Origin of the sequence: Vibrio sp. 1151_11 (assembly GCF_029478525.1) — a bacterium.
Classification (GTDB): Bacteria; Pseudomonadota; Gammaproteobacteria; order Enterobacterales; family Vibrionaceae; genus Vibrio; species Vibrio anguillarum.
The window spans coordinates 1-21,531 of sequence record NZ_SHMN01000004.1; the positions used below are offsets into that span (position 1 = coordinate 1).

19 protein-coding genes are annotated in these 21,531 nt (G+C 44.6%); 15 read left to right on the forward strand and 4 right to left on the reverse strand.

Annotated features, from left to right (window positions below; genetic code table 11):
- Window positions 1-686 precede the first annotated feature (686 nt).
- A complete protein-coding gene (locus EXZ60_RS04360) occupies window positions 687-2,753 on the reverse strand; it encodes a GGDEF and EAL domain-containing protein (RefSeq protein ID WP_194575321.1) in 2,067 nt (688 codons plus the stop codon).
- Between the two features lie 80 nt (window positions 2,754-2,833).
- Window positions 2,834-3,739, reverse strand: a complete 906-nt coding sequence (locus EXZ60_RS04365; protein WP_277435342.1) for a DMT family transporter — start codon at window positions 3,737-3,739, stop codon at window positions 2,834-2,836.
- A 140-nt stretch (window positions 3,740-3,879) separates the two neighbouring features.
- Between EXZ60_RS04365 and rmuC the strand changes: the two genes are divergently transcribed.
- Genes rmuC through tatC form a run of 7 tightly spaced genes read left to right on the forward strand, consistent with a single transcriptional unit; the run spans window position 3,880 to window position 10,014 of the window.
- A complete protein-coding gene (gene rmuC, locus EXZ60_RS04370; protein WP_277435343.1) occupies window positions 3,880-5,424 on the forward strand; it encodes a DNA recombination protein RmuC in 1,545 nt (514 codons plus the stop codon).
- 49 nt (window positions 5,425-5,473) lie between these two features.
- Complete coding sequence (gene ubiE, locus EXZ60_RS04375) at window positions 5,474-6,256, forward strand: bifunctional demethylmenaquinone methyltransferase/2-methoxy-6-polyprenyl-1,4-benzoquinol methylase UbiE (protein ID WP_010319838.1); 783 nt, start codon at window positions 5,474-5,476, stop codon at window positions 6,254-6,256.
- 9 nt (window positions 6,257-6,265) lie between these two features.
- Window positions 6,266-6,871, forward strand: a complete 606-nt coding sequence (locus EXZ60_RS04380; protein ID WP_194566415.1) for an SCP2 domain-containing protein — start codon at window positions 6,266-6,268, stop codon at window positions 6,869-6,871.
- Window positions 6,868-8,502 carry a ubiquinone biosynthesis regulatory protein kinase UbiB gene (gene ubiB / locus EXZ60_RS04385; protein ID WP_277435344.1) on the forward strand — a complete coding sequence of 545 codons (1,635 nt, stop codon included), beginning with the start codon at window positions 6,868-6,870 and terminating at the stop codon, window positions 8,500-8,502. Before EXZ60_RS04380 ends, ubiB begins: the two co-directional genes overlap by 4 nt.
- 51 nt (window positions 8,503-8,553) lie before the next feature.
- Window positions 8,554-8,790: a Sec-independent protein translocase subunit TatA gene (tatA, locus tag EXZ60_RS04390; protein ID WP_010319841.1), complete on the forward strand. Its 237-nt coding sequence runs from the start codon at window positions 8,554-8,556 to the stop codon at window positions 8,788-8,790.
- Window positions 8,791-8,793: 3 nt separating this feature from the next.
- Window positions 8,794-9,201: a Sec-independent protein translocase protein TatB gene (gene tatB, locus EXZ60_RS04395; RefSeq protein WP_277435345.1), complete on the forward strand. Its 408-nt coding sequence runs from the start codon at window positions 8,794-8,796 to the stop codon at window positions 9,199-9,201.
- Window positions 9,202-9,261: 60 nt separating this feature from the next.
- Window positions 9,262-10,014: a twin-arginine translocase subunit TatC gene (tatC, locus tag EXZ60_RS04400; protein WP_010319843.1), complete on the forward strand. Its 753-nt coding sequence runs from the start codon at window positions 9,262-9,264 to the stop codon at window positions 10,012-10,014.
- Between the two features lie 279 nt (window positions 10,015-10,293).
- Here the strand turns inward: tatC and EXZ60_RS04405 are convergent, their stop codons facing one another.
- The gene (locus tag EXZ60_RS04405; protein ID WP_277435346.1) at window positions 10,294-11,055 is read right to left on the reverse strand and encodes a TatD family hydrolase; all 762 of its coding nucleotides are present in this window, start codon (window positions 11,053-11,055) and stop codon (window positions 10,294-10,296) included.
- Between the two features lie 188 nt (window positions 11,056-11,243).
- Between EXZ60_RS04405 and hemB the strand changes: the two genes are divergently transcribed.
- The 3 genes from hemB (at window position 11,244) to polA (ending at window position 15,817) form a co-directional block, all read left to right on the forward strand.
- Complete coding sequence (gene hemB, locus EXZ60_RS04410; RefSeq protein ID WP_026027224.1) at window positions 11,244-12,290, forward strand: porphobilinogen synthase; 1,047 nt, start codon at window positions 11,244-11,246, stop codon at window positions 12,288-12,290.
- Window positions 12,291-12,873: 583 nt separating this feature from the next.
- Window positions 12,874-13,041 (forward strand): hypothetical protein, encoded by a 168-nt coding sequence (locus EXZ60_RS04415; RefSeq protein ID WP_156117117.1) that lies wholly within the window; start codon window positions 12,874-12,876, stop codon window positions 13,039-13,041.
- Complete coding sequence (gene polA, locus EXZ60_RS04420; protein ID WP_277435347.1) at window positions 13,025-15,817, forward strand: DNA polymerase I; 2,793 nt, start codon at window positions 13,025-13,027, stop codon at window positions 15,815-15,817. Before EXZ60_RS04415 ends, polA begins: the two co-directional genes overlap by 17 nt.
- Before the next feature lie 752 nt (window positions 15,818-16,569).
- Here the strand turns inward: polA and yihA are convergent.
- On the reverse strand, window positions 16,570-17,277 hold the full coding sequence (gene yihA, locus EXZ60_RS04425; protein ID WP_194575326.1) for a ribosome biogenesis GTP-binding protein YihA/YsxC: 708 nt from the start codon (window positions 17,275-17,277) through the stop codon (window positions 16,570-16,572).
- Window positions 17,278-17,444: 167 nt separating this feature from the next.
- Between yihA and EXZ60_RS04430 the strand changes: the two genes are divergently transcribed.
- The 5 genes from EXZ60_RS04430 to hemN all read left to right on the forward strand — a co-directional run bounded on the left by EXZ60_RS04430 (window position 17,445) and on the right by hemN (window position 21,496).
- Window positions 17,445-18,062, forward strand: a complete 618-nt coding sequence (locus tag EXZ60_RS04430; protein WP_013855644.1) for a c-type cytochrome — start codon at window positions 17,445-17,447, stop codon at window positions 18,060-18,062.
- A gap of 217 nt (window positions 18,063-18,279) precedes the next feature.
- Window positions 18,280-18,918: a class I SAM-dependent methyltransferase gene (locus EXZ60_RS04435; RefSeq protein ID WP_013855645.1), complete on the forward strand. Its 639-nt coding sequence runs from the start codon at window positions 18,280-18,282 to the stop codon at window positions 18,916-18,918.
- Window positions 18,918-19,472, forward strand: coding sequence for a Der GTPase-activating protein YihI (gene yihI / locus EXZ60_RS04440; protein WP_277435348.1), 555 nt, complete (start codon window positions 18,918-18,920; stop codon window positions 19,470-19,472). The genes EXZ60_RS04435 and yihI overlap by 1 nt, the downstream gene beginning before the upstream one ends.
- An 8-nt stretch (window positions 19,473-19,480) precedes the next feature.
- Window positions 19,481-19,969 (forward strand): DUF2489 domain-containing protein, encoded by a 489-nt coding sequence (locus EXZ60_RS04445; protein ID WP_013855647.1) that lies wholly within the window; start codon window positions 19,481-19,483, stop codon window positions 19,967-19,969.
- Between the two features lie 138 nt (window positions 19,970-20,107).
- The gene (gene hemN / locus EXZ60_RS04450) at window positions 20,108-21,496 is read left to right on the forward strand and encodes an oxygen-independent coproporphyrinogen III oxidase (protein ID WP_277435349.1); all 1,389 of its coding nucleotides are present in this window, start codon (window positions 20,108-20,110) and stop codon (window positions 21,494-21,496) included.
- The last annotated feature ends 35 nt before the right edge of the window (window positions 21,497-21,531 follow it).

The window sequence follows — 21,531 nt, forward strand, 5'->3', positions numbered from 1 at the left end:
AACATGGCTGAAAGCTTAATACTTGAAGGGCGAAGGGAAAGAACATTCCCTAGAACAGTTAAGCCTAGACCACAACGGTATGCTAAGAACAAAAATGCCGTTCACTCTTAAGTGAACGGCATTACCTATCAAGGTGGCTTTTTTAGGTAACAATGTTATTCAGTTTTCTTGAAAAATTTAACAATATCGAAAGTGATTAAGCTCAGGCTCAGCACTAACTTCTACCTAAGCAATAGACACATTGCAATCGGCATTTTTGTTTTACCATTACCCCTGATATGCGCAGTAACGATATTAAATGCATCAGATTAGTTCAGTCAAAGACAAGCCAGTAGATATGCTAAGGGTACTTGCTCTAGCGCAGTTTGGTGAATTTTTGATTTAGAATGGCAGCGTATCGACTGCGATCGCCGCCATTTTAGTATGATGCTTTAATCTTTATTACTTGGAATGAGGCTTTGTTACTCTCTCACAGGTATCTGCTTAGCAAGATCATCAATGACTACCTTCCGTCTCCTATAGATATTTATCAGCCTAATCTAATGATTGGAATGCGTAACTAAGACATACTCTGATTTCAAATTAGTGTACAAACTTTATTATTCCAATTTTTGATTAGTGTACAAACTTTATTGTTCCTGAACAATTCAGCACACCTTGGTCCTTATGGTACTAAAATACTCCCATTATGGGTTTTGGTGCTGCTTTAGTAACTCCGTTGCTTCTTTAACACCAACCGGCCTGCCTAAATAATAGCCTTGACCGAATTGGCAACCAATGCTGTTAAGGTAATGACGTTGCTGTTCATCTTCAATACCTTCGGCTGTAATGTTGAGTGACAGGCTTTTTCCCATGGCCACAACGGCGGCAACAATGGCGTTACTTTCCGAGTTGTCGGGTATGTCGTGAATAAAGGAGCGATCGATTTTAAGCTTCTGCAGCGGTAAGCCTTTTAAATACGATAGTGATGAGTAGCCCGTTCCAAAATCATCTAATGCGATACGAATGCCTTGTTCGACAATTTTTTGCAGGTCATGAATCGCTTTTTGTTGGTTTTCAATTAGAAAGCCTTCCGTGATCTCGAGTTCTAACTTACATGCGGGGAATTGTGAGTGCGCTAAAATTGCCTTCAGTTTACTAAGAAAGTTAGCTTGCTTAAGCTGAATGGTTGAAATATTAATAGCCAAAGTATCGATATGATATCCATCATCGAACCATTTTTTTCCTTGTTCGCAGGCCGTACGCAGTACCCACTCTCCAATTGAAGTAATGAGGCCAGATTTTTCGGCAATCGGAATAAATTCGGCGGGAGAAATTTGACCAAGTTGAGGGTGTTGCCAACGAATCAGGGCTTCAAAACCGAGCAATTTGTTACTGCTTAGTTCAAATTGGGGCTGATAGACGAGATAAAATTGGTCATGCTCCAGCGCTTGGTATAGTGCTGATTGCAAGCGGATTTGCGTTAAGGCTATGTCAGTCAGTTCTGGTGAGTAGAACGCATAACCATTGCGGCCATTTTTTTTCGCTTGATACATGGCTGTGTCAGCATTTTTTAATAATGCTTCTGGTGTCTCACCATCTTGTGGGTAGATTGCCACACCGATACTTGTCGATAAACGTAATGACTCTTCCCCGAGCACAATATGCTGTTCAAAAATCGAAAAAATCTTAGAGATAATAGGGCTTAAGTGACTATCTTGAGCAAGGTGGGTTAATAATATTACAAATTCATCACTACCAATTCGTGCAAGGTGATCCGTATCGGTCAAGCAGGTTTTGAGGCGATTAGCAATCTCAATAAGTGCCTGATCGCCACTATAGTGGCCAAAGCTGTCATTAATATGCTTAAAGTGGTCGATATCTAAAAACAGTATGGCGAATGACTCCCCAATCTTTTGGCTATGTTTGATTTGTACTGCCATTTCTCGTAGAGCGGTTGTTCGGTTGGGTAGCGTCGTCAATACATCAAAATGCGCCAACTGTTTGATGGTTTCTTCGTGCTCGCGGCGAAGGGAAATATCTTCAAAAACACAAATGTAATTGACCACTTCTAGTTCATTATCAAATACCGGAGTAATGGTCGATAACTGAGGATAGAGGCTACCGTTTTTGCGTCGATTAACAAATTCACCTTTCCACGGCTTTTTATCGCGGATGGTTTGCCATATCTGCTGGTAAAAGGAGGCATCATGATAACCCGACTGTAGAATGCGCGGGTTGTTACCTAGTACTTCTTCTGCTTGGTACCCCGTAATGACACTAAAGGCAACATTGACGCTGATGATGTTGGCTTGTGCATCCGTGATCACGACACCTTCACGTGAATGATTAAATATTTGTGTGGTGAGGTTGAGTTGGTTTTCGAGTTGGCGATAGCGGGAGATATCTCTAGTCATGCCGAGCACGCCAAGCAAGGTATGCCCATCAGTAGAATAAACCGGGGATTTGCTTGTTTCGTACCAGTGCTGTTGTTCGTTGGAGGTAAGTTGTGAGCAGCGGTCGGTTACTAAAGGTCGTTTTTGGTCTACAACCCATTGATCTGCTTCGATGAATTTCTGAGCAAGTTCAGCGCCAAAAAGTTGCTCATCCGTGCTGCCTACAATGTGTGACTTTTTTTTGTTCCAAGCTTGTTCTACAGCCTTGTTACACAGTACATACACGCCGTTCAGATCTTTTAACCAAACATGCTCATCAAGACTGTCTAAAAACTCCTGTAAGCTCGGGAGCTGGTTGTTAGGTTCTTTATTCATCATCGTCACACTTCGTTACTTACTGCGATAGCTATCGCAGTGTATCAGTATAGCAGAGCTGATCAGCACAACAGAGCCACAATTTAGCCTTCATTGAGGGTTGGCAGTGCTTTTTTTCGCTTCATTTGCTGTACTAATAATCCCAACATAATAAATATCAAACCGATTAGTGTTGTCGGGTGAATGGCTTCCCCGATAATCGTTGCTAGCAGAATGAGCGAGATAAATGGGGAGGCAAAGATTAGGTTGCTGATGCGGGCGGTGTTTTGCGTTAGTTTGAGAGCGCTCAGCCACAAAACAAAGGTGATCCCCATTTCAAACAAGCCGACGTAAGTGACAGCTGCCCATCCTTGAAGGCTAATGTGCTGCCATTGTGCTCCTTCATAATAACTAAGCACAAAAGCAAGCGGAGTCGCGACTAAGAAGCCGAGTAGTACGCCAACAACAGGATCTGCTTGGTTTTTGGTATTTAAAATCCAGTACCCCGCCCAAAGCAAAGTGGATAAAAGCGCTAGCCCAACACCCAACGGGCTATCAAACTGCATGGCCAAAATATCACCTTTAGTCGCGATAACCACCACTCCAAAATAGCTCAGTGCACACGCTATCCAATCTTGTTTACGAATGGTTTGTCCTAAAAATACAGCGGCCATCAGTGTCAGGGTGATGGCCCAACTGTAGTTGATCGCTTGCGCTTGAGAGGCGGGCAGCAGTGAGTAGGCCTTAAACAGAATGAGGTAGTATGCGAGAGGATTAATTAAGCCCAATAACAAGTAATACCAAGGGTTAGCGAGAAAGGTACTCACCACTTGGTTGAGTTTGCTTTGTTGCGCGCAAATGCCCAGCAGTATGCATCCAGAGACAGCACTCGCAACCGTCAGCATCTGGATCGGCGTAAATTCAGCCAGCGTAAGTTTGAAAGCCGTAGCAACCGTTGACCACAATAATACGGCAGATAAGCCAAAGCCGAGTGCGCGTCGTTCGTCCATGAATCCTCGTTAGAATAATTGTTGAAATAGTGTTCAGCGGCGCAAGTCTATAATTTGCTGTTAACTTGTACAAACTGGACATTTATCCAGTATCGAAATACCATTTGACCATGACTGATAAAATGAGTTAACCCGTTATCATGCAATGGATTATCGAAAATCAAGCGTTAGTGCTTTCAACGTTAGGCAGCGCGGTGCTGAGCGGCTCAGTGGCTGGTTGGTGGGTTAAGCAGAAGCTCAATTTGAAAAGTGAGCTATTACAACAGCAGTTAGAGACTCATCAAGCTCACCATCAGCAGCAGATAATCGAACTCAAACAAGCTTTGCAGCAGGCGCGACAAGAGCTAGATGAGCTGGATGAAGAACGAGATAAAGCCGCATTTGAGCTTAAGCAATCGCACGGGAAATTCATGGCCGGGATGGAAAAGTTGCGCTATTTCGAAGTGGTCAAGCAAGAGCGGCAACAGAGCATGGAAGATGCGCACGCTCTGCGTGAGCAGAAATCGCAACTTGAGGCTCAACTGCGTGAGCAAGAAGCGCGGCATGAACAGCAAATTCAATCGAGCCAAGAAAAACTACAGTTACTTGAACACGCTGAGGAACGCCTAAAGCAGCAGTTTGAGCAGCTAGCCAATCAGTTATTTGAAGTCAAAACCGCGAAAGTGGATCAGCAGAACCGTCAAAGTTTGGAAGGGCTACTTTCTCCACTGAAAGAGCAGCTCGAAGGGTTTAAAAAGCAGGTCAATGACAGCTTCAATCATGAAGCGAAAGAGCGCCATACGTTGGTTCATGAATTGAAAAACTTGCAACGCCTCAATGAACAGATGGCGCAAGAGGCACTCAATTTGACCCAAGCGCTGAAAGGTGACAATAAACAGCAAGGCAATTGGGGTGAAGTGGTTCTCGCGCGGGTGCTGACCGAATCGGGCCTGCGTGAAGGGCACGAATATCACACTCAAGTCAGTTTGCAAAACGAGGCGGGTAAGCGCTATCAACCGGATGTGATCGTCAATTTGCCACACGACAAACAGGTGGTGATTGACTCGAAAATGGCGCTGGTGGCTTATGAGCGTTATTTCCATGCTCAAACTGAAACTGAACGTGCTCGCGCATTAAGTGAGCATTTACTTGCACTGCGCGCCCATATAAAAGGACTCGGTCAGAAAGATTATCATCAGCTCAAAGGGCTACAAAGTTTGGATTACGTGCTGATGTTTATTCCCGTCGAACCTGCATTCCAAGTGGCGATTCAAGCTGATCCCAGCTTGGTAAAAGAGGCGATGGAGCAAAATATTTTACTGGTTAGCCCAACCACCTTGTTGGTTGCGCTGCGTACGATCGATAATTTATGGCGCAATGATCGACAAAACCAGAACGCGAAGTTGATCGCTGAGCGGGCCAGCAAATTGTACGATAAATTACGCTTGTTTATGGAGGATATGGAAGGGCTGGGCGGCGCGTTAGACCGTGCAAACCAAAACTATCAAGGGGCGATGAATAAGCTCGCGACAGGGCGTGGCAACGCACTGCGTCAAGCCGAAAGTTTTAAACAACTTGGCGTCGAGATAAAACGTTCCATAAACAGTGAATGGGTCGAACAAGCACAAAATGAGGCATGGGCAGACAGTGCGGTGGAAAATGCACCTTTAGTAGAAAGACATCACGCTGAGGATAAAGTAAACTGATCGCTCGCAGTCGCCTTTAACAATACAGTGCTGCCCAAGAGGAACCTTCATGACGGATACCAGCGTGCAATCAAAAACAGCATTAGAGACACAAAATACCACTCACTTTGGTTTTGAAACCGTAGCGAAAGAAGAAAAAGTCGCCAAAGTCGCGCAAGTTTTTCACTCGGTTGCGGCCAAATACGACATGATGAATGACCTGATGTCTGGTGGCATTCATCGCTTATGGAAGCGTTTTACCATTGATTGCAGTGGCGCCCGCCCGGGCCAACGTATTTTGGATCTTGGCGGTGGCACGGGCGATCTAACCGCCAAATTTTCACGCATTGTGGGCGAAAAAGGTCATGTTATTCTGGCTGATATCAACAACTCGATGCTCAATGTCGGACGCGATAAATTGCGTGATAAAGGTGTAGTGGGCAACGTACATTACGTGCAAGCCAATGCCGAAGAGCTGCCTTTTCCAGATAACTATTTCGACTGCATCACCATCAGTTTTTGCCTGCGTAATGTGACGGACAAAGATAAAGCGCTGAGCTCGATGTTCCGCGTTTTAAAGCCGGGTGGCCGTTTGTTGGTGCTTGAGTTCTCCAAGCCAGTGCTTGAGCCATTATCCAAAGTATACGATGCGTATTCGTTCCATCTATTGCCGAAAATGGGCCAAATCATTGCCAATGATGCCGACAGCTATCGCTATCTTGCGGAATCTATCCGCATGCATCCCGATCAAGAAACCTTAAAAGGGATGATGGATCAGGTTGGTTTTGAGCAAACGAGTTACTACAACTTAACGGGCGGTATTGTTGCGCTGCACCGTGGTTACAAATTCTAAGGATTAAGCATGCCGTTTGAGCCTTTAGTTACCGCCGCGATTGAGACCACACTCAACACCTTAATTCAAGACGATCCTGAATTGGTGCGCCGATTATCACGCCTGAAAGGGCAAGTCATCCAAGTGCATCTCAAAGAGTTCAATAAAACGCTGACCTTCATTTTTAGCCAGCAAATTGATGTGTTAGCGGCTTACGAAGGCGAGTCGAATTGCTACCTGTCGCTCAATGTTTCCATTTTGCCCGAGCTACGCGAGCAAGCGAACATCACCCAACTGATCAAACAAGATAAGTTGGTGTTGGAGGGCGATATTCAACTGGCGCAAAAATTTGCCCAGTTGATCACCGATTGCAAGCCGGATGTTGAAGAGTGGCTGTCACGCCTGACGGGCGATGTGCTGGCTCACGCTTTAGTGCAGGGTGTGAAAGACATAGGCCAAGCGCTGCAATCACAACGAAGCAAGCATCAAAACCACCTTAGCCAAGTGTTAACGGAAGAGTGGCGTTTATTGCCCAGCTTGCTCGAGGTGGCCTATTTTTGTGACCAAGTGGATGATCTCAATAGCCAAGCGGCGCGTATCGAAGCCAAAATTCAACACTTGTTGGAGCAAGCATGACGCCAACTGAACTCAAGCGGTTGTACCGAATTATCAAGGTACAATTGGAATATGGTCTAGATGAATTGTTGCCAGAACATCAACTCACTAAAGCGCCAATATTAGCGCGTAAAGGATTGTTCTGGATTAAAAATCAGCATGCGGACAAACCATTAGGTGAGCGCTTGCGCTTAGCCTTGCAAGAGCTTGGTCCAGTGTGGATTAAGTTTGGTCAGATGATGTCAACGCGGCGTGACCTGTTTCCACCGCACATCGCAGACCAACTTGCGTTACTGCAAGATAAAGTCGCTCCGTTTGATGGTGTACTTGCTAAAACTCAGATGGAAAAAGCGTTGGGCGGCGCTTTAGAAACTTGGTTTGATGAATTTGATATTGAACCACTTGCTTCGGCGTCGATTGCTCAAGTCCATACCGCCAAACTCAAATCATCTGGCCGGGAAATCGTACTCAAGGTGATTCGGCCAGATATTCGGCCAGTGATTGATGCCGATATCAAACTCATGTATCGCATGGCGAAAATTGTTGCCAAAGCATTACCTGAAGCAAGGCGACTTAAGCCCGTTGAAGTGGTACGTGAATACGAAAAAACTCTCCTTGCTGAACTCGACCTACGCCGAGAAGCAGCCAACGCCATTCAACTGCGTCGTAACTTTGAAAATAGTGAAGAGTTATACATTCCAGAGATAATTCCTGACTTTAGTAATGAAACTGTCATGGTTTCTGAGCGAATATACGGCATTCAAGTTTCTGATATTGAAGGTTTAGCGGCCAACGGCACTAATATGAAGTTGCTTGCTGAACGCGGGGTGAGCGTGTTCTTTACCCAAGTGTTCCGCGACAGTTTTTTCCATGCCGATATGCACCCGGGCAATGTCTTTGTTAATCCCGCGCATCCTGACAATCCACAATGGATTGGCTTAGATTGTGGTATTGTCGGTACCTTAAACGGTGAAGATAAACGTTATTTAGCCGAAAACTTCTTAGCTTTTTTCAACCGAGATTACCGCCGAGTGGCACAATTGCACGTTGATTCTGGTTGGGTTCCACGTGAAACCAACATCGATGAATTTGAGTTTGCTATTCGCGTGGTCTGTGAGCCAATTTTTGCCAAGCCATTGTGCGAAATTTCATTTGGTCATGTGTTGCTAAACTTGTTTAACACGGCTCGTCGCTTCAATATGGAAGTGCAGCCGCAATTGGTCTTGTTGCAAAAAACGCTATTGTATGTCGAAGGGTTAGGGCGTCAGCTTTATCCTCAATTGGATTTGTGGCAAACCGCTAAACCATTTTTAGAAAAATGGATGATGAACCAAGTTGGGCCGCAAGCGTTTATCCGCGCAGTGAAAGAGCGAGCTCCGCTTTGGGCTGAAAAATTACCTGAGTTGCCAGAGCTGCTTTACGATAGCCTCAAACAAGGTAAAGCAATGAACCAAAGGTTGGATCAGCTGTACCAAGGTTATCGAGCCAGTAAGCGTCAACAGGCAACAGGAAAGTTTTTATTTGGTATTGGCGCCACTTTGGTCGTATGCTCGGCGATATTAGTGACCAGTGCTTATCAGCCGTTTGCAATAACCAGTGCGATTGCAGGTGTTGTATTTTGGCTACTCAGTTGGAGTGCTTACCGTCGTTAAGCGGTCTTTTATTTGAAATCAATTTGTTGAGAAATTCCTGAGGTGTAGAGAATGGGTGGTATCAGTATTTGGCAACTTCTAATTATTGCCGTGATTGTTGTATTACTATTTGGAACCAAGAAACTGCGTGGTATCGGTAGCGATCTCGGTGGTGCGGTTAAGGGGTTCAAAAAGGCGATGAGTGATGAAGAGCCTGCCAAGAAAGACGCAGATTTTGAACCTAAAAATATCGAGCAGCAGAAGACAGAAGCGACTGCTGAAACTAAAAAAGATAAAGAGCAGGCCTAATACGTGTTTGATATCGGTTTCTGGGAGCTGGTATTAATATCGGTTGTCGCGTTGGTCGTTCTTGGCCCTGAGCGTTTACCGCATGCTATTCGCAGTGTGGCAAAATTTGTTAGCACGGCAAAGAACATGGCGAACAGTGTCAAAGATGAATTAGCACATGAGCTCAAAATTCAAGAGCTGCAAGAAAACTTGCGTAAAGCAGAGCAAATGGGGATGGAAAATTTATCTCCAGAGCTGAAATCTTCTGTGGATCAGCTCAAGCAGGCTGCGCAAGATGTACAACGCCCTTATGCGAACTCATCGCCCTCTGAAACAAAAACAGAGCGCGATGAACAAAGCGTTGAAGTGATTTCCGCTACAACGATTTCGTCGCCTGAAACGGCCGATAAGAAAGCCGACTCATCTTTGTAGGAGGCGTTATTGTTACCACTGTAACTCCTCCTCTTATGCTCTATTTATACGAGGTTCGATATGTCTTCCGTTGAGCAGACACAGCCTTTAATCAGTCACTTGCTAGAGCTACGCGATCGTTTATTGCGTTCAATAGCTGCGGTGATCGTGATTTTTATCGGCTTAGTCTATTTCTCTAGCGACATCTACGATTTTGTCTCCAAACCATTGGTTGAGCGTTTGCCTGAAGGGGCGACGATGATTGCGACCGATGTTGCCTCGCCCTTTTTCACGCCACTCAAACTTACTTTGATCGCGTCCGCCTTTCTCGCGGTGCCTTTTATCCTTTATCAAATCTGGGCCTTTGTCGCTCCAGGTTTGTATAAGCATGAACGCCGTTTAGTCATGCCATTGATGTTTTCAAGCTCATTGTTGTTCTATTGCGGTGTGGCGTTTGCGTACTTTGTGGTATTTCCACTGGTGTTTGGCTTTTTTACGGCCATCTCTTTAGGCGGTGTTGAGTTTGCAACGGACATTGCCAGTTATCTCGATTTTGTGCTTGCGCTCTTTTTTGCTTTTGGTATCGCCTTTGAGGTTCCCGTCGCCATCATTTTACTGTGTTGGACGGGGGCGACGACGCCGAAAACCTTGAGTGAGAAAAGGCCTTATATCGTGGTTGGGGCATTTGTGGTGGGTATGTTACTGACGCCGCCTGATATGGTGTCGCAAACCTTGCTCGCCATTCCGATGTGTTTATTGTTTGAGGTTGGACTTTTCTTTGCTCGTTTTTATGTGCGCAAAGATGAGGAAGAGCCGGAAGATGAAAGTCATTAATACATGAAAAAAGCGGCGAATAGCCGCTTTTTTGTACCTATGATAGTGGACTATTTAATCTTCAAAAGATAACCGCATTGAGAGCATCGATAGACTTCCTTGATGCCCAGAAGTTTTTGCCAGAAGGTTCGATGTTGACGTTGTAAGTGATTACCATGTTCACACATATTAGCCACGTTTATGTATTAAAATTTTGCCGCATACTATAGTGTTTGTATGATTGTTTTTGTGATTCAGGTCACACTGATGTGTATGCTATTCTATCTATAGTTTTATAAATTATAATTTAAACAGTGAGTTAGCATTAGTGTTTGTAATGTTATTCACTTCACCCAACGAGAGTTCGGTGAGTTCTGCGATGCGTTTGGCAACTAGCGTTGTGTAAGCTGGTTCGTTGCGCTTACCTCTGTGAGGGACAGGGGCTAAATAGGGGCAATCCGTTTCTAGCAGAACAAAGTTCATATCGAGATGCGGTAATACTTTATCCATACCACCATTTTTAAACGTTGATACACCACCAATCCCAAGATGAAACCCTAGCTCATTAATGGCTTTAGCTTCTTCAAGCGTGCCGCCAAAACAGTGGAATACACCGCTAAGTGAGCCATCTTGCTCTTTTTCCAGCAGTTGTAGAGTTTGAGTGATGGAATCACGGGTGTGGATGACAACAGGCAAATCGCGCTCTTTGGCCCAATTAAGTTGAGTGACGAAAGCCATCTCTTGTTCGGCCTGAAAGGTTTTGTCCCAATACAGATCAATGCCAATTTCACCAATGGCGATAAAGGGGTGTTTATCTAGCCAAGATTCGATAACCGTTAGCGTTTGCCTCACATTTCCATCCACATAGCATGGATGCAGCCCCATCATCGATCGGCAAAGTTCAGGGTAAGCCGCTTCTGTTTTAAGCATAGGCTCAATGGAGGCAAGATCGATATTGGGCAACAAAATAGCCTCAATGCCTTGTGCCTTAGCGCGTTGCACTACCTCATCTCGATCGTGATCAAATTCAGTGGCATAAATGTGAGCGTGAGTGTCAATCATGGTGTGTCTCGATAAACAGAGAATGGGAGAACAGTATACGGAAGTGTGAGCCTGAGGTCATTTTTCTGATTTTTGTCGATTGGCGCTAGCGTCAAAAAGCGAGAGTGATATGATTTCGCCACACTTGAGCGATAGCGGTAGTGAAGAAAGAATGCTTTCTCACACCGCGTATAAACAAGGAGAAGAGAGTGTCAGTATCCATTCAAGGTCAGTTCCCAGGGCGTCGCATGCGTCGCTTACGCAAGCATGATTTTAGCCGCCGTTTGATGGCTGAGAATCAGTTATCGGTTAATGATTTAATTTATCCCATGTTTATTTTGATGGGTAAAGATCGCCGCGAGCCAGTGGAGTCTATGCCCGGTATTGAGCGTCTCTCTATCGACTTAATGCTCGAAGAAGCGCTGTATTTGGCTAATCTCGGCGTGCCAGCCATCGCACTTTTTCCAGTGGTTAATCAAGATGCTAAAAGCTTGTGTGCTGCTGAAGCACATAATCCTGACGGCTTAGTGCAACGTGCGGTGAAATTATTAAAAGAGCATATACCACAAATGGGTGTCATTACCGACGTCGCGCTGGATCCTTTCACGACCCATGGCCAAGATGGCATCATCGATGAAAGTGGCTATGTGATGAATGACGAAACCACCGAGGTGTTGATCAAACAAGCGCTGTCTCACGCTGCAGCCGGTGCCGATGTGGTTGCCCCTTCCGATATGATGGATGGACGAATTGGTAAGATCCGCGAAGCGCTTGAAGAGGCGGGTTTTATTCATACACAGATCATGGCTTACTCTGCGAAATACGCGTCATGTTATTACGGCCCATTCCGCGATGCGGTTGGTTCCTCTTCGAACCTGAAAGGGGGAGACAAGAAAAACTATCAGATGGATCCGGCCAACAGCGATGAAGCCATGCACGAAGTGGCGATGGATATCAATGAAGGGGCTGACATGGTGATGGTGAAGCCCGGCATGCCATACCTTGATGTGGTGCGCCGCGTGAAATCTGAATTACAAGTTCCTACGTTTGCGTATCAAGTGTCTGGCGAATATGCGATGCATAAAGCGGCCATTTTAAATGGTTGGCTTAAAGAACGTGAAACCGTAATGGAGTCATTATTGTGCTTTAAACGCGCTGGGGCAGACGGCATTTTAACCTATTTTGCTAAAGACGTTGCGCAGTGGCTGGCAGAAGATAACGCCAAAACGGCACAATATTTACATCAAGACAACTAAGTTGTGAATTTAGGCAGGGGAGCGAATTTTTCTATCTATTTGAAAATCAATTAAAAAAAGATTTCATGAAATAGATGGTTAGGTGTTTTTAGCATGATTAGAAAATAAATGAGATTTTTTCTCATTTAGGGGTTGATAATTAAATGAGAATCATTATTATTAACCATGTCTTAGGGAATGGCGAAGTTCACAAGGACGTCGAGTTTACGATTAACGAATTGCTAGGTGTTAAAAGTAACAAGACAAATTGGCGACGAACTTGCGCAAGTTCTTTTTGACACGACATTGCTCACATTGCTTCCAGTGTAATTTATAGCTTTATCGTAAGGCTGAATGAATCACTTCACTTAGTTTTACCTGTTTTTGCTAGGCGACATCCTCGGGTGTCGCTTTTTTTATCGCTCATTTTCAAGAGGATGCTTTTGTTGTGAATAAAAGGCCATCGATAGTCTTTTCCACAATCAATGATCGTAAAAAGATCATGATAGGAATGTTCGATCTTTGTTTTATTCATTTATAAACAATAAGTTAATACCATTGTTTTCCTCGTTAATCACTGTTTAATAACCAGTGGATAAAAACTATGAACAGAGTTATCCACAGAATGTCATTTGCGGTGGTGGACAAATCAGCAAAATGTTTCGTTGCTCAAGGTGCATTGGCGTGGAATCCTCAAGACAGTCATGGCATCCTTAGTCATTACATTTCGTACTCGCTTTGGATTGCAAAAGACTATGGCTCGCATACCTGACAACCCGTTCATTCTGATTGATGGCTCTTCTTACCTTTACCGTGCATTTCATGCCTACCCAGGCACCATGAGTAATGGCGAAATTCCAACTAATGCTGTCTATGGCGTGGTCAATATGCTCCGTAGCATGATGCGCCAGTTTTCCGCTGAGCGTATGGTGGTTATTTTTGACGCGAAAGGAAAAACCTTCCGCGATGATATGTACCCACAATACAAAGCTAACCGTCCACCAATGCCTGATGATCTACGTTGTCAGATTGAGCCGTTGCACAATGTTATCCGTGCGATGGGGCTACCGCTGATATCGATTGAAGGTGTCGAAGCCGATGACGTGATTGGTACGCTAGCTTCTCAAGCATCACAAGCCGGCATGCCAGTGCTGATCAGCACTGGTGATAAAGACATGGCACAGCTAGTGGACGAGAATGTCACCTTGATCAATACCATGACGAATGTGGTACTTGACCGTGAAGGGGTGATTGAAAAATTCGGTATCCCTCCTGAGCTTATCATCGATTATCTGGCCTTGATGGGCGATAAAGTCGATAACATTCCTGGTGTACCGGGTGTCGGTGAGAAAACAGCGATTGCGTTACTACAAGGCATTGGCAGCCTAGAGAAAATTTACGACAACCTCGATAAAATTGCGCAATTGGGTTTTCGCGGCTCTAAAACCATGGCGCAAAAACTGGCGGATAACCGTGAAAACGCTTTTCTCTCTTACCAATTAGCCACCATCAAGCTGGATGTCGCTTTGGAAGAGAAACCAGAAACCTTGCGCAAAACCCAGCCCAATATTGATGAGTTGATTAAACTTTATGGTCAGCTCACGTTTAAATCTTGGTTAACAGAATTGCTGGATGGTGGTAATGGGGTGATTGACGCTGATGAAAAAGTGGGTGCGGTAAACACTTCTTCTTCACAAGCAAGGGAGATGGATACAACCGCCGCCACGATTGATCGCAGCCAATATCAAACCATTTTAGATGAAGAGACATTTAATACTTGGTTAGAAAAACTGAAAGCGGCAGAAGTGTTTGCGTTTGATACGGAAACCGACAGCCTCGATTATATGGTAGCGAATTTAGTTGGCCTCTCTTTTGCGACCGAAGAGGGCGTTGCAGCGTATGTTCCTGTTGCGCATGACTATCTTGACGCACCAAAGCAACTGGACCGTGATTGGGTGCTCGCCCAACTTAAACCCATTTTAGAAGATGAAAGCCAAGCCAAAGTGGGGCAGAACCTAAAATACGATGCCAGCATTGTTGCGCGTTACGGTATCAATATGAAAGGCATCAAGCACGATACGATGCTCGCATCTTATGTGTACAACAGCGTCGGTGGCAAACATGATATGGACAGTTTGGCGCTACGATTCTTGCAACACAGCTGTATTTCATTTGAACAGGTGGCGGGCAAAGGTAAAAACCAGCTGACCTTCAACCAAATCGAACTTGAGCAAGCGGCACCGTACGCTGCGGAAGATGCTGATGTGACTTTGCGACTTCATCACCGTTTGATGAGTCATATTGAGCAAGATGAGAAGCTTAATCGCATCTACCAACAGATAGAAGTACCTCTTGTTCCCGTGTTGTCACGTATGGAACGTACAGGCGTGATGATCGATGATATGTTGCTTGGCGCGCAATCGCATGAAATCGCTGCTCGTTTAGAGCAACTAGAACAGCAAGCGTTTGATATCGCGGGTCAACCTTTCAACCTAAGCTCACCAAAACAGCTGCAAACCATTTTGTTTGAACAGATGGGACTACCGGTGATTAAGAAAACGCCAACAGGTACACCTTCCACCAATGAAGAAGTACTGCAAGAGTTGGCACTCGACGGTTACCCTCTGCCTAAAGTGATCATTGAACATCGTGGTTTGGCGAAGTTGAAATCGACCTACACCGACAAACTGCCTAAAATGATCAACCCAACCACAGGGCGAGTGCATACCTCGTATCACCAAGCTGTAACCGCCACTGGTCGTTTGTCTTCAACCGATCCAAATTTGCAAAACATTCCGATCCGTAACGAAGAAGGACGCCGGATCCGTCAAGCCTTTATCGCTCCTCATGGCTGGAAAATTCTGGCCATCGATTACTCGCAAATTGAGCTGCGGATTATGGCGCACTTGTCCGGCGATAAAGCGCTGCTTGAAGCATTCCAGCAAGGGAAAGATATCCATGCAGCGACCGCGGCTGAAATTCTTGGAGTGAGTATTGAGCAAGTCAGCAGTGAGCAGCGTCGCCGTGCGAAAGCGGTTAACTTTGGTTTGATTTACGGGATGAGCGCCTTTGGTTTAGCTAAGCAGCTCGGCATTCCTCGTTATGAAGCCCAAGAATATATGGATAAATACTTTGAGCGTTATCCTGGCGTGATGCAATACATGGAAGATACACGCTCTACGGCTAGTGAACTTGGCTATGTTGAAACTTTATTTGGTCGTCGTTTGCATCTGCCTGAAATTAAATCGCGTAATGGGATGCGCCGCAAAGCCGCTGAACGTGCCGCGATCAATGCTCCAATGCAAGGTACGGCGGCGGATATCATCAAAAAAGCGATGCTATTAGTCGATGCTTGGATTGAGGAGCATGGACAGGGACGCGTTAAACTCTTGATGCAAGTGCACGATGAACTGGTGTTTGAGGTGCAAGAGACGGCTTTAGCCGAAATTGAAATTAAAGTACAACAATTGATGGAATCAGCGGCAACGCTAGCGGTGCCATTGGTCGCGGATACTGGTCATGGAGACAACTGGGATCAGGCGCATTAGTTGTTTTTTGAGCAAAATTAGCTAATTTATATGAGCCGACGCACAAATGTCGGCTTTTTTATGGCCTAGAAACAAGTGTTCTTGATTTTAAACTTTGTGTTGTTTAATAAAATTTTCATGAAAAAAAACTACAAAAATAGTTTTCATTTCTGACCATTTGTTATACATTAACTCTCGTAGGGTACAGAGGTAAGATGTTCTATCTTTCAGACCTTTTGTTTCACGTTATTGGATTAGGCTGATTCAGCCGCCCCAGTCAGTATTTGACTGGGGCGTTTTTTATTGGGCCAAAGAAAATATTCATCACTGTTTTTTACGAGAATTTAGGTGATAAAAACACACTATTCTATTGCTGAGTAGTTACTTTATTTCTTTTATAAACACCCAATTCTGTAACTGGCTAACAGTCACACTTTGATTATTTCTAATGAGAAATCAAGTTCGCCTCAAACGCAAAAAATATGTTTAAATATCATTAGTATTCATTATGTTATGTTGATTTTATTGGGATGAGCCAGAGGAGTGTTCTGTGGGTGAGTGAATTGATGACTCTTTGACCTATTGAAAAGTTGGAGGGATTAAGGAATGCTTAGCAAAACAATAATAAATTACCTCCTACTTCTCTCCCGTTGCCCCACCAGGATGGTGGGGATTTTTCTTTTTACCATTCGCATTTGGATTTAAAGCCTATAAAAAAGCCCCACGATTAAGTAGGGCTCTGTTGGAGTCACGATTTTTAGTGTTCTACAGAATTAGTGTTGTGCAGAATGGTCTGGATTCTCTTCTATCTCTTCTAAGTGAGTTGAATCACACTCATCCATCTCTTCCACTGTTTCTTGCTCAGCTAAATGTGCGAGTGCGGGTGCAAACCACGTATCCAATTTATTACGCAGCACATCGACGCCTAAGCCTTTCAATGATGAAAAAGCATCGACAGTGACATCGCCGCCAAAAGAGCGTGCCTCTTCACGAGTTTTTAACACTTGAGCTTTACGTGCGCCACTTTTTAGCTTGTCCGCTTTAGTCAGTAGTACTAGCACTGGGATGTAGCAATCGACAGCCCAAGAAATCAATTGTTGGTCGAGATCTTTCATCGGATGGCGAATGTCCATTAGCACAACCAGCCCTTTTAAGCTCTTGCGCTTTTGTAGGTATTCACCTAATGATTTTTGCCATTTTTTCTTTAGTTCCAAAGGAACTTGAGCAAAACCATAGCCCGGTAAATCCACAATATGACAACCTTCAGTGACTTTAAATAGGTTGATCAGTTGGGTTCGACCCGGAGTTTTACTGGTTTTAGCCAAGCTCTTCTGATTCGTTAAGCGATTCAACGAACTCGACTTACCTGCATTGGAGCGTCCTGCAAACGCAATTTCGATCCCTTCATCATCAGGTAGATGACGAATGTCAGGCGCACTGGTAATGAAATGCGTGTTTTGATAATGAATTTTTACGCTCACTGTTAACTCCATCTCGACTTTGTGTAGTCGATTGATTACTTTTTTGTGAAATTGTGTAAAATAACCGTGCTCGGCATAAGGTCGCCTATTGTACCATGAGTCGCCACTGAGAGTGAGTAGCAACTGCAAAGTGGTACTGGAAGCTTGATAATTATAAATGGAATGTCATGAAGAAATTAGCGCTAATCTTGAGTCTTTTAGCCAGCTGCTCAGTGTGGGCCCAAGGCAGCATTGAAGCTGGTAAAGCAAAATCCCAAACGTGTGTTGCCTGTCACAGTGCTGATGGCAATAGTCTACTTACAATCTATCCTAAAATTGCTGGTCAGCATGAGAAATACATAGAGAAGCAATTGCATGATCTCAAGCTGGGAATGACAAGCGGTGGCAAACAAGGTCGTTACGATCCCGTAATGAGTGCCATGGCGATGCCTCTTAGCGACGAAGATATAGCTGATCTTGCAGCGTATTTTGCATCACAAACTATTTCAGCGAACTCAACGCCTGAAGACGTTGCAGTGAAAGGAAAAGCACTTTATAGCGCAGGTGATGCAGAGCGTGGTTTAACCGCTTGTATTGCGTGTCATGGTCCACGTGGTAATGGTACTGAGCTTTCAGGTTTCCCTAAAATTTCTGGTCAGCATGCTGACTACATCAAAGCTCAACTGCAAAAATTCCGCGATGACGCTCGTAATAATGATATGAATGCCATGATGCGTGATGTCGCGAAAAAGCTCAGCGACACTGACATCGAAATACTTTCTAAATACGTTGGCGGCCTTCACTAAACTCTACACCGTTCGAGCACTGTTGTTTGAAAACGCCTTAGCACTGAGCTAGGGCGTTTTCTTTTGTGCTGAAGAAAACGTAATTTTTTGCTCAATGATCGGCTTACCTATCGCTTTTTTTATCTTTTTTTTGCCTAGCTGGTGAAAAAATACGCGCTGACTCTCCACTCTAATGCCACTTTCTGGTATGTTGCGCATCCCTGTTTGAGGATGTTACATGCACATTTGCCCATTATGTTTTAGTGAACAAATAGTTCCTTATTTTGCCGATAAAGTTCGCCCTTATCTGCAGTGCCAACACTGTGCACTTGTGTTTGTTAGCCCTGAACATCGTCTTGACGAAAAAGCGGAAAAAGCATTTTATGATTTGCATGAAAATAACCCGCAGGATAGGGGTTATCGCCAGTTTTTGTCACGCGTTTGTGCGCCGATGTTGGAGAGGCTTTCTCCGGCATCTAACGGGTTAGATTTTGGTTGTGGGCCGGGGCCAACCTTATCCATTATGTTGGAAGAGGCTGGGCACACAATGTCGTTATACGATATCTTTTTTCATCCAGATGAAAAGGTGTTGCAGGCGACCTATGATTTTATGACTGCCACTGAAGTGATTGAGCATTTACATAAGCCGCACCAAGTTTGGCAGCAATGGTTAAATTTAGTTAAGCCAGGAGGCTGGATTGGGTTAATGACCAAACTAGTCAAAGACGTGGAGGCGTTTGCTGGGTGGCACTACAAAAATGATCTCACACATGTGATCTTTTTTAGTCGTGAAACCTTCCAGTACTTGGCCAAGCGGGATGAGCTTGAACTTGAATTTATTGGTAATGATGTAATTTTACTGAGGAAACCCCAGTAATGAGCCGTAGTAAAAAATCGAGAAAGCCGGGTTCAGCCGGTGAAGGCGACGTGATTGTCACTCGTAATCGCAGTGAGGCAGATGTTGAAGGCCGTTTGCGTAAGCGAGTTAAAAAACAGAAAGGTCTGAAAGCGGGTAGCCGCCATTCCGATGGTTCAGATCAGCAGCAGCGAGAAGCCGCTAAAGCGCGCGATCCACGTTTAGGCAGCAAGAAAAAAATTCCTCTGGTGGTTGAGCCAGCGAAGAAAATGACCAAGCAAGAGCGTCGTTTGTCGGCTGAGCAAGAGCTCGAAATGCTGGAAAATGATGCGCAATTGAACGTGTTGCTCGATCGTATTGATAATGGCGAAAACCTAGGTGCCGGCTTGCAAAAATACGTTGATGAGAAACTCGAGCGTATTGAAGCACTGATGAGGCAACTTGGTCTGTATGCTGAAGAGCAAGAAGATGTTTTCGAGCCAATCGTGACTGGCGATAGTGCCAAAAAATCACGTTCAGATGATGATTTATTATCAGATTTTGAAGGCTTCGACCTAAATGATTTAAAAGGATAGAAAGTGCCATGAATGTAACCTTGTTAGCCATTGCTGGTGGAATCATTATTCTCGGCTTAGCGTCTTACGCTGGTTACCTTCTGCTGCAACTGAAAAAGCAAAAGGATTTGCAGCTTCAACATCAAACATTGGCCATTGAAAAACGCAATGCAAATATTTTTGATAGCGTAAATACGCTTTGCATGGCTGGGATTCAAGGCCAATGTGATCTCTCCGAGATCAGCATCCGTGTCTACTGCATTATGGATTATGTTCAAGGCGAACAGAGAATCGACTTTGATAGTTCGTATCCCGCTATTTCCGAACTTTATTATATAGTGAAGGATATGCCGCGTGGCGAAGAGCGCAGCCAACTCGCTAAACAAGAGCGAATGAAGCATAACTTAGTGCGCCAAAAGGCGGAGGCCCGTTTAATGGATGCGATTGTTGAAGAGTTAAAAGTTCTGCAAAAACGCATTGCCCCTTTGAATAGTCAAATTCCGATTCAAATGATGTAATGGCTCGACTGCCTCTTTCGAGTGAGTGATCGCGTTAGCAGTTTAGAACATTTATACACAAATTTCGTTTTGTCACCCGACGTCCATCATTGTCATGTGGCAAAATAGCCCGTCAAAGTTTCGAACGGAAAGCACAGCATGTCTTCGCAAGTCGTACCCAGCCAACAGATCGTATGGGATCAAGCTGTTTTAGATAAGTATAACTATTCAGGCCCGCGTTATACCTCTTATCCTACAGCACTTGAATTCCATGAAGCATTTACTATTGCCGATTATGATATGGCGTGTGCCCAATACCCTGACAGGCCACTTTCGCTTTATATTCATATCCCGTTTTGTCACAAACTTTGTTACTACTGTGGTTGTAATAAGGTGATTACCCGTCATTCGCATAAAGCTGACGACTATTTAGATGTGCTCGAACATGAGATTCGCCAACGAGCCTCTTTGCTGCATGGCCGTAGAGTCACACAACTGCATTTCGGTGGTGGCACACCAACCTTTTTAACTCAATTGCAAATTAGCCGTTTAATGGCCATTTTGCGTGGTGAGTTCCGCTTTGAAAATGACGCAGAAATCAGTATTGAAGTTGATCCGCGTGAAATCGAGTTAGAGATGCTTAATCACCTGCGCAGCGAAGGATTTAACCGCCTGAGCATCGGCGTACAAGATTTCAACAAAGAAGTGCAAAAGCTGGTGAACCGCGAGCAAGATGAAACCTTTATTTTTGCTATGGCGGAACGAGCTAAACAACTGGGTTTTCGCTCAACCAACCTTGATCTCATATACGGCTTGCCTAAGCAGACTAAAGGCTCTTTTGCTAAAACATTAGCGCAAGTGTTGGAGATGAAGCCGGGTCGATTGTCGGTATTTAACTACGCGCACATGCCGCAGCTGTTCGCTGCGCAGCGTAAGATTAAAGATGAAGATCTACCTACGGCGGAAGAAAAACTGGCCATATTACAAGACACGATCGCGACCTTAACGGGTGCTGGTTATCAGTTCATTGGCATGGACCATTTTGCACTGCCCAATGATGAGTTGGCCGTCGCGCAGCGTGAAGGCATTTTACATCGCAACTTTCAAGGTTATACCACGCAAGGTAACTGCGACTTAGTTGGCTTTGGTGTCTCAGCCATTTCAATGATTGGGGATGCGTATGCGCAGAACCAAAAAGAGCTGAAAAAATACTATGAGCAAGTTAATGAGTTACGTCATGCACTCTGGAAAGGGGTGGCACTGGATAGTGATGACTTACTTCGTCGCGAAGTGATCAAGCAGCTTATCTGCAATTTCAAACTGGATAAAAGCCAAATTGAAGCACAGTTTAACGTGACGTTTGATCACTACTTCAAGCAAGATCTTGAGTTACTACAAACTTTTATTGATGATGAGTTAGTGGAAGTCGATGAAAAAGAGATCCGCGTTACTTTGCGCGGGCGGTTGTTGATCCGCAACATCTGCATGTGCTTTGATAAATACTTGCGTGTTCGTGCTCGTCAGCAACAATTTTCGCGGGTAATTTAACGCCCTTACCATGAATCATAAAGCCACTGCTCGTC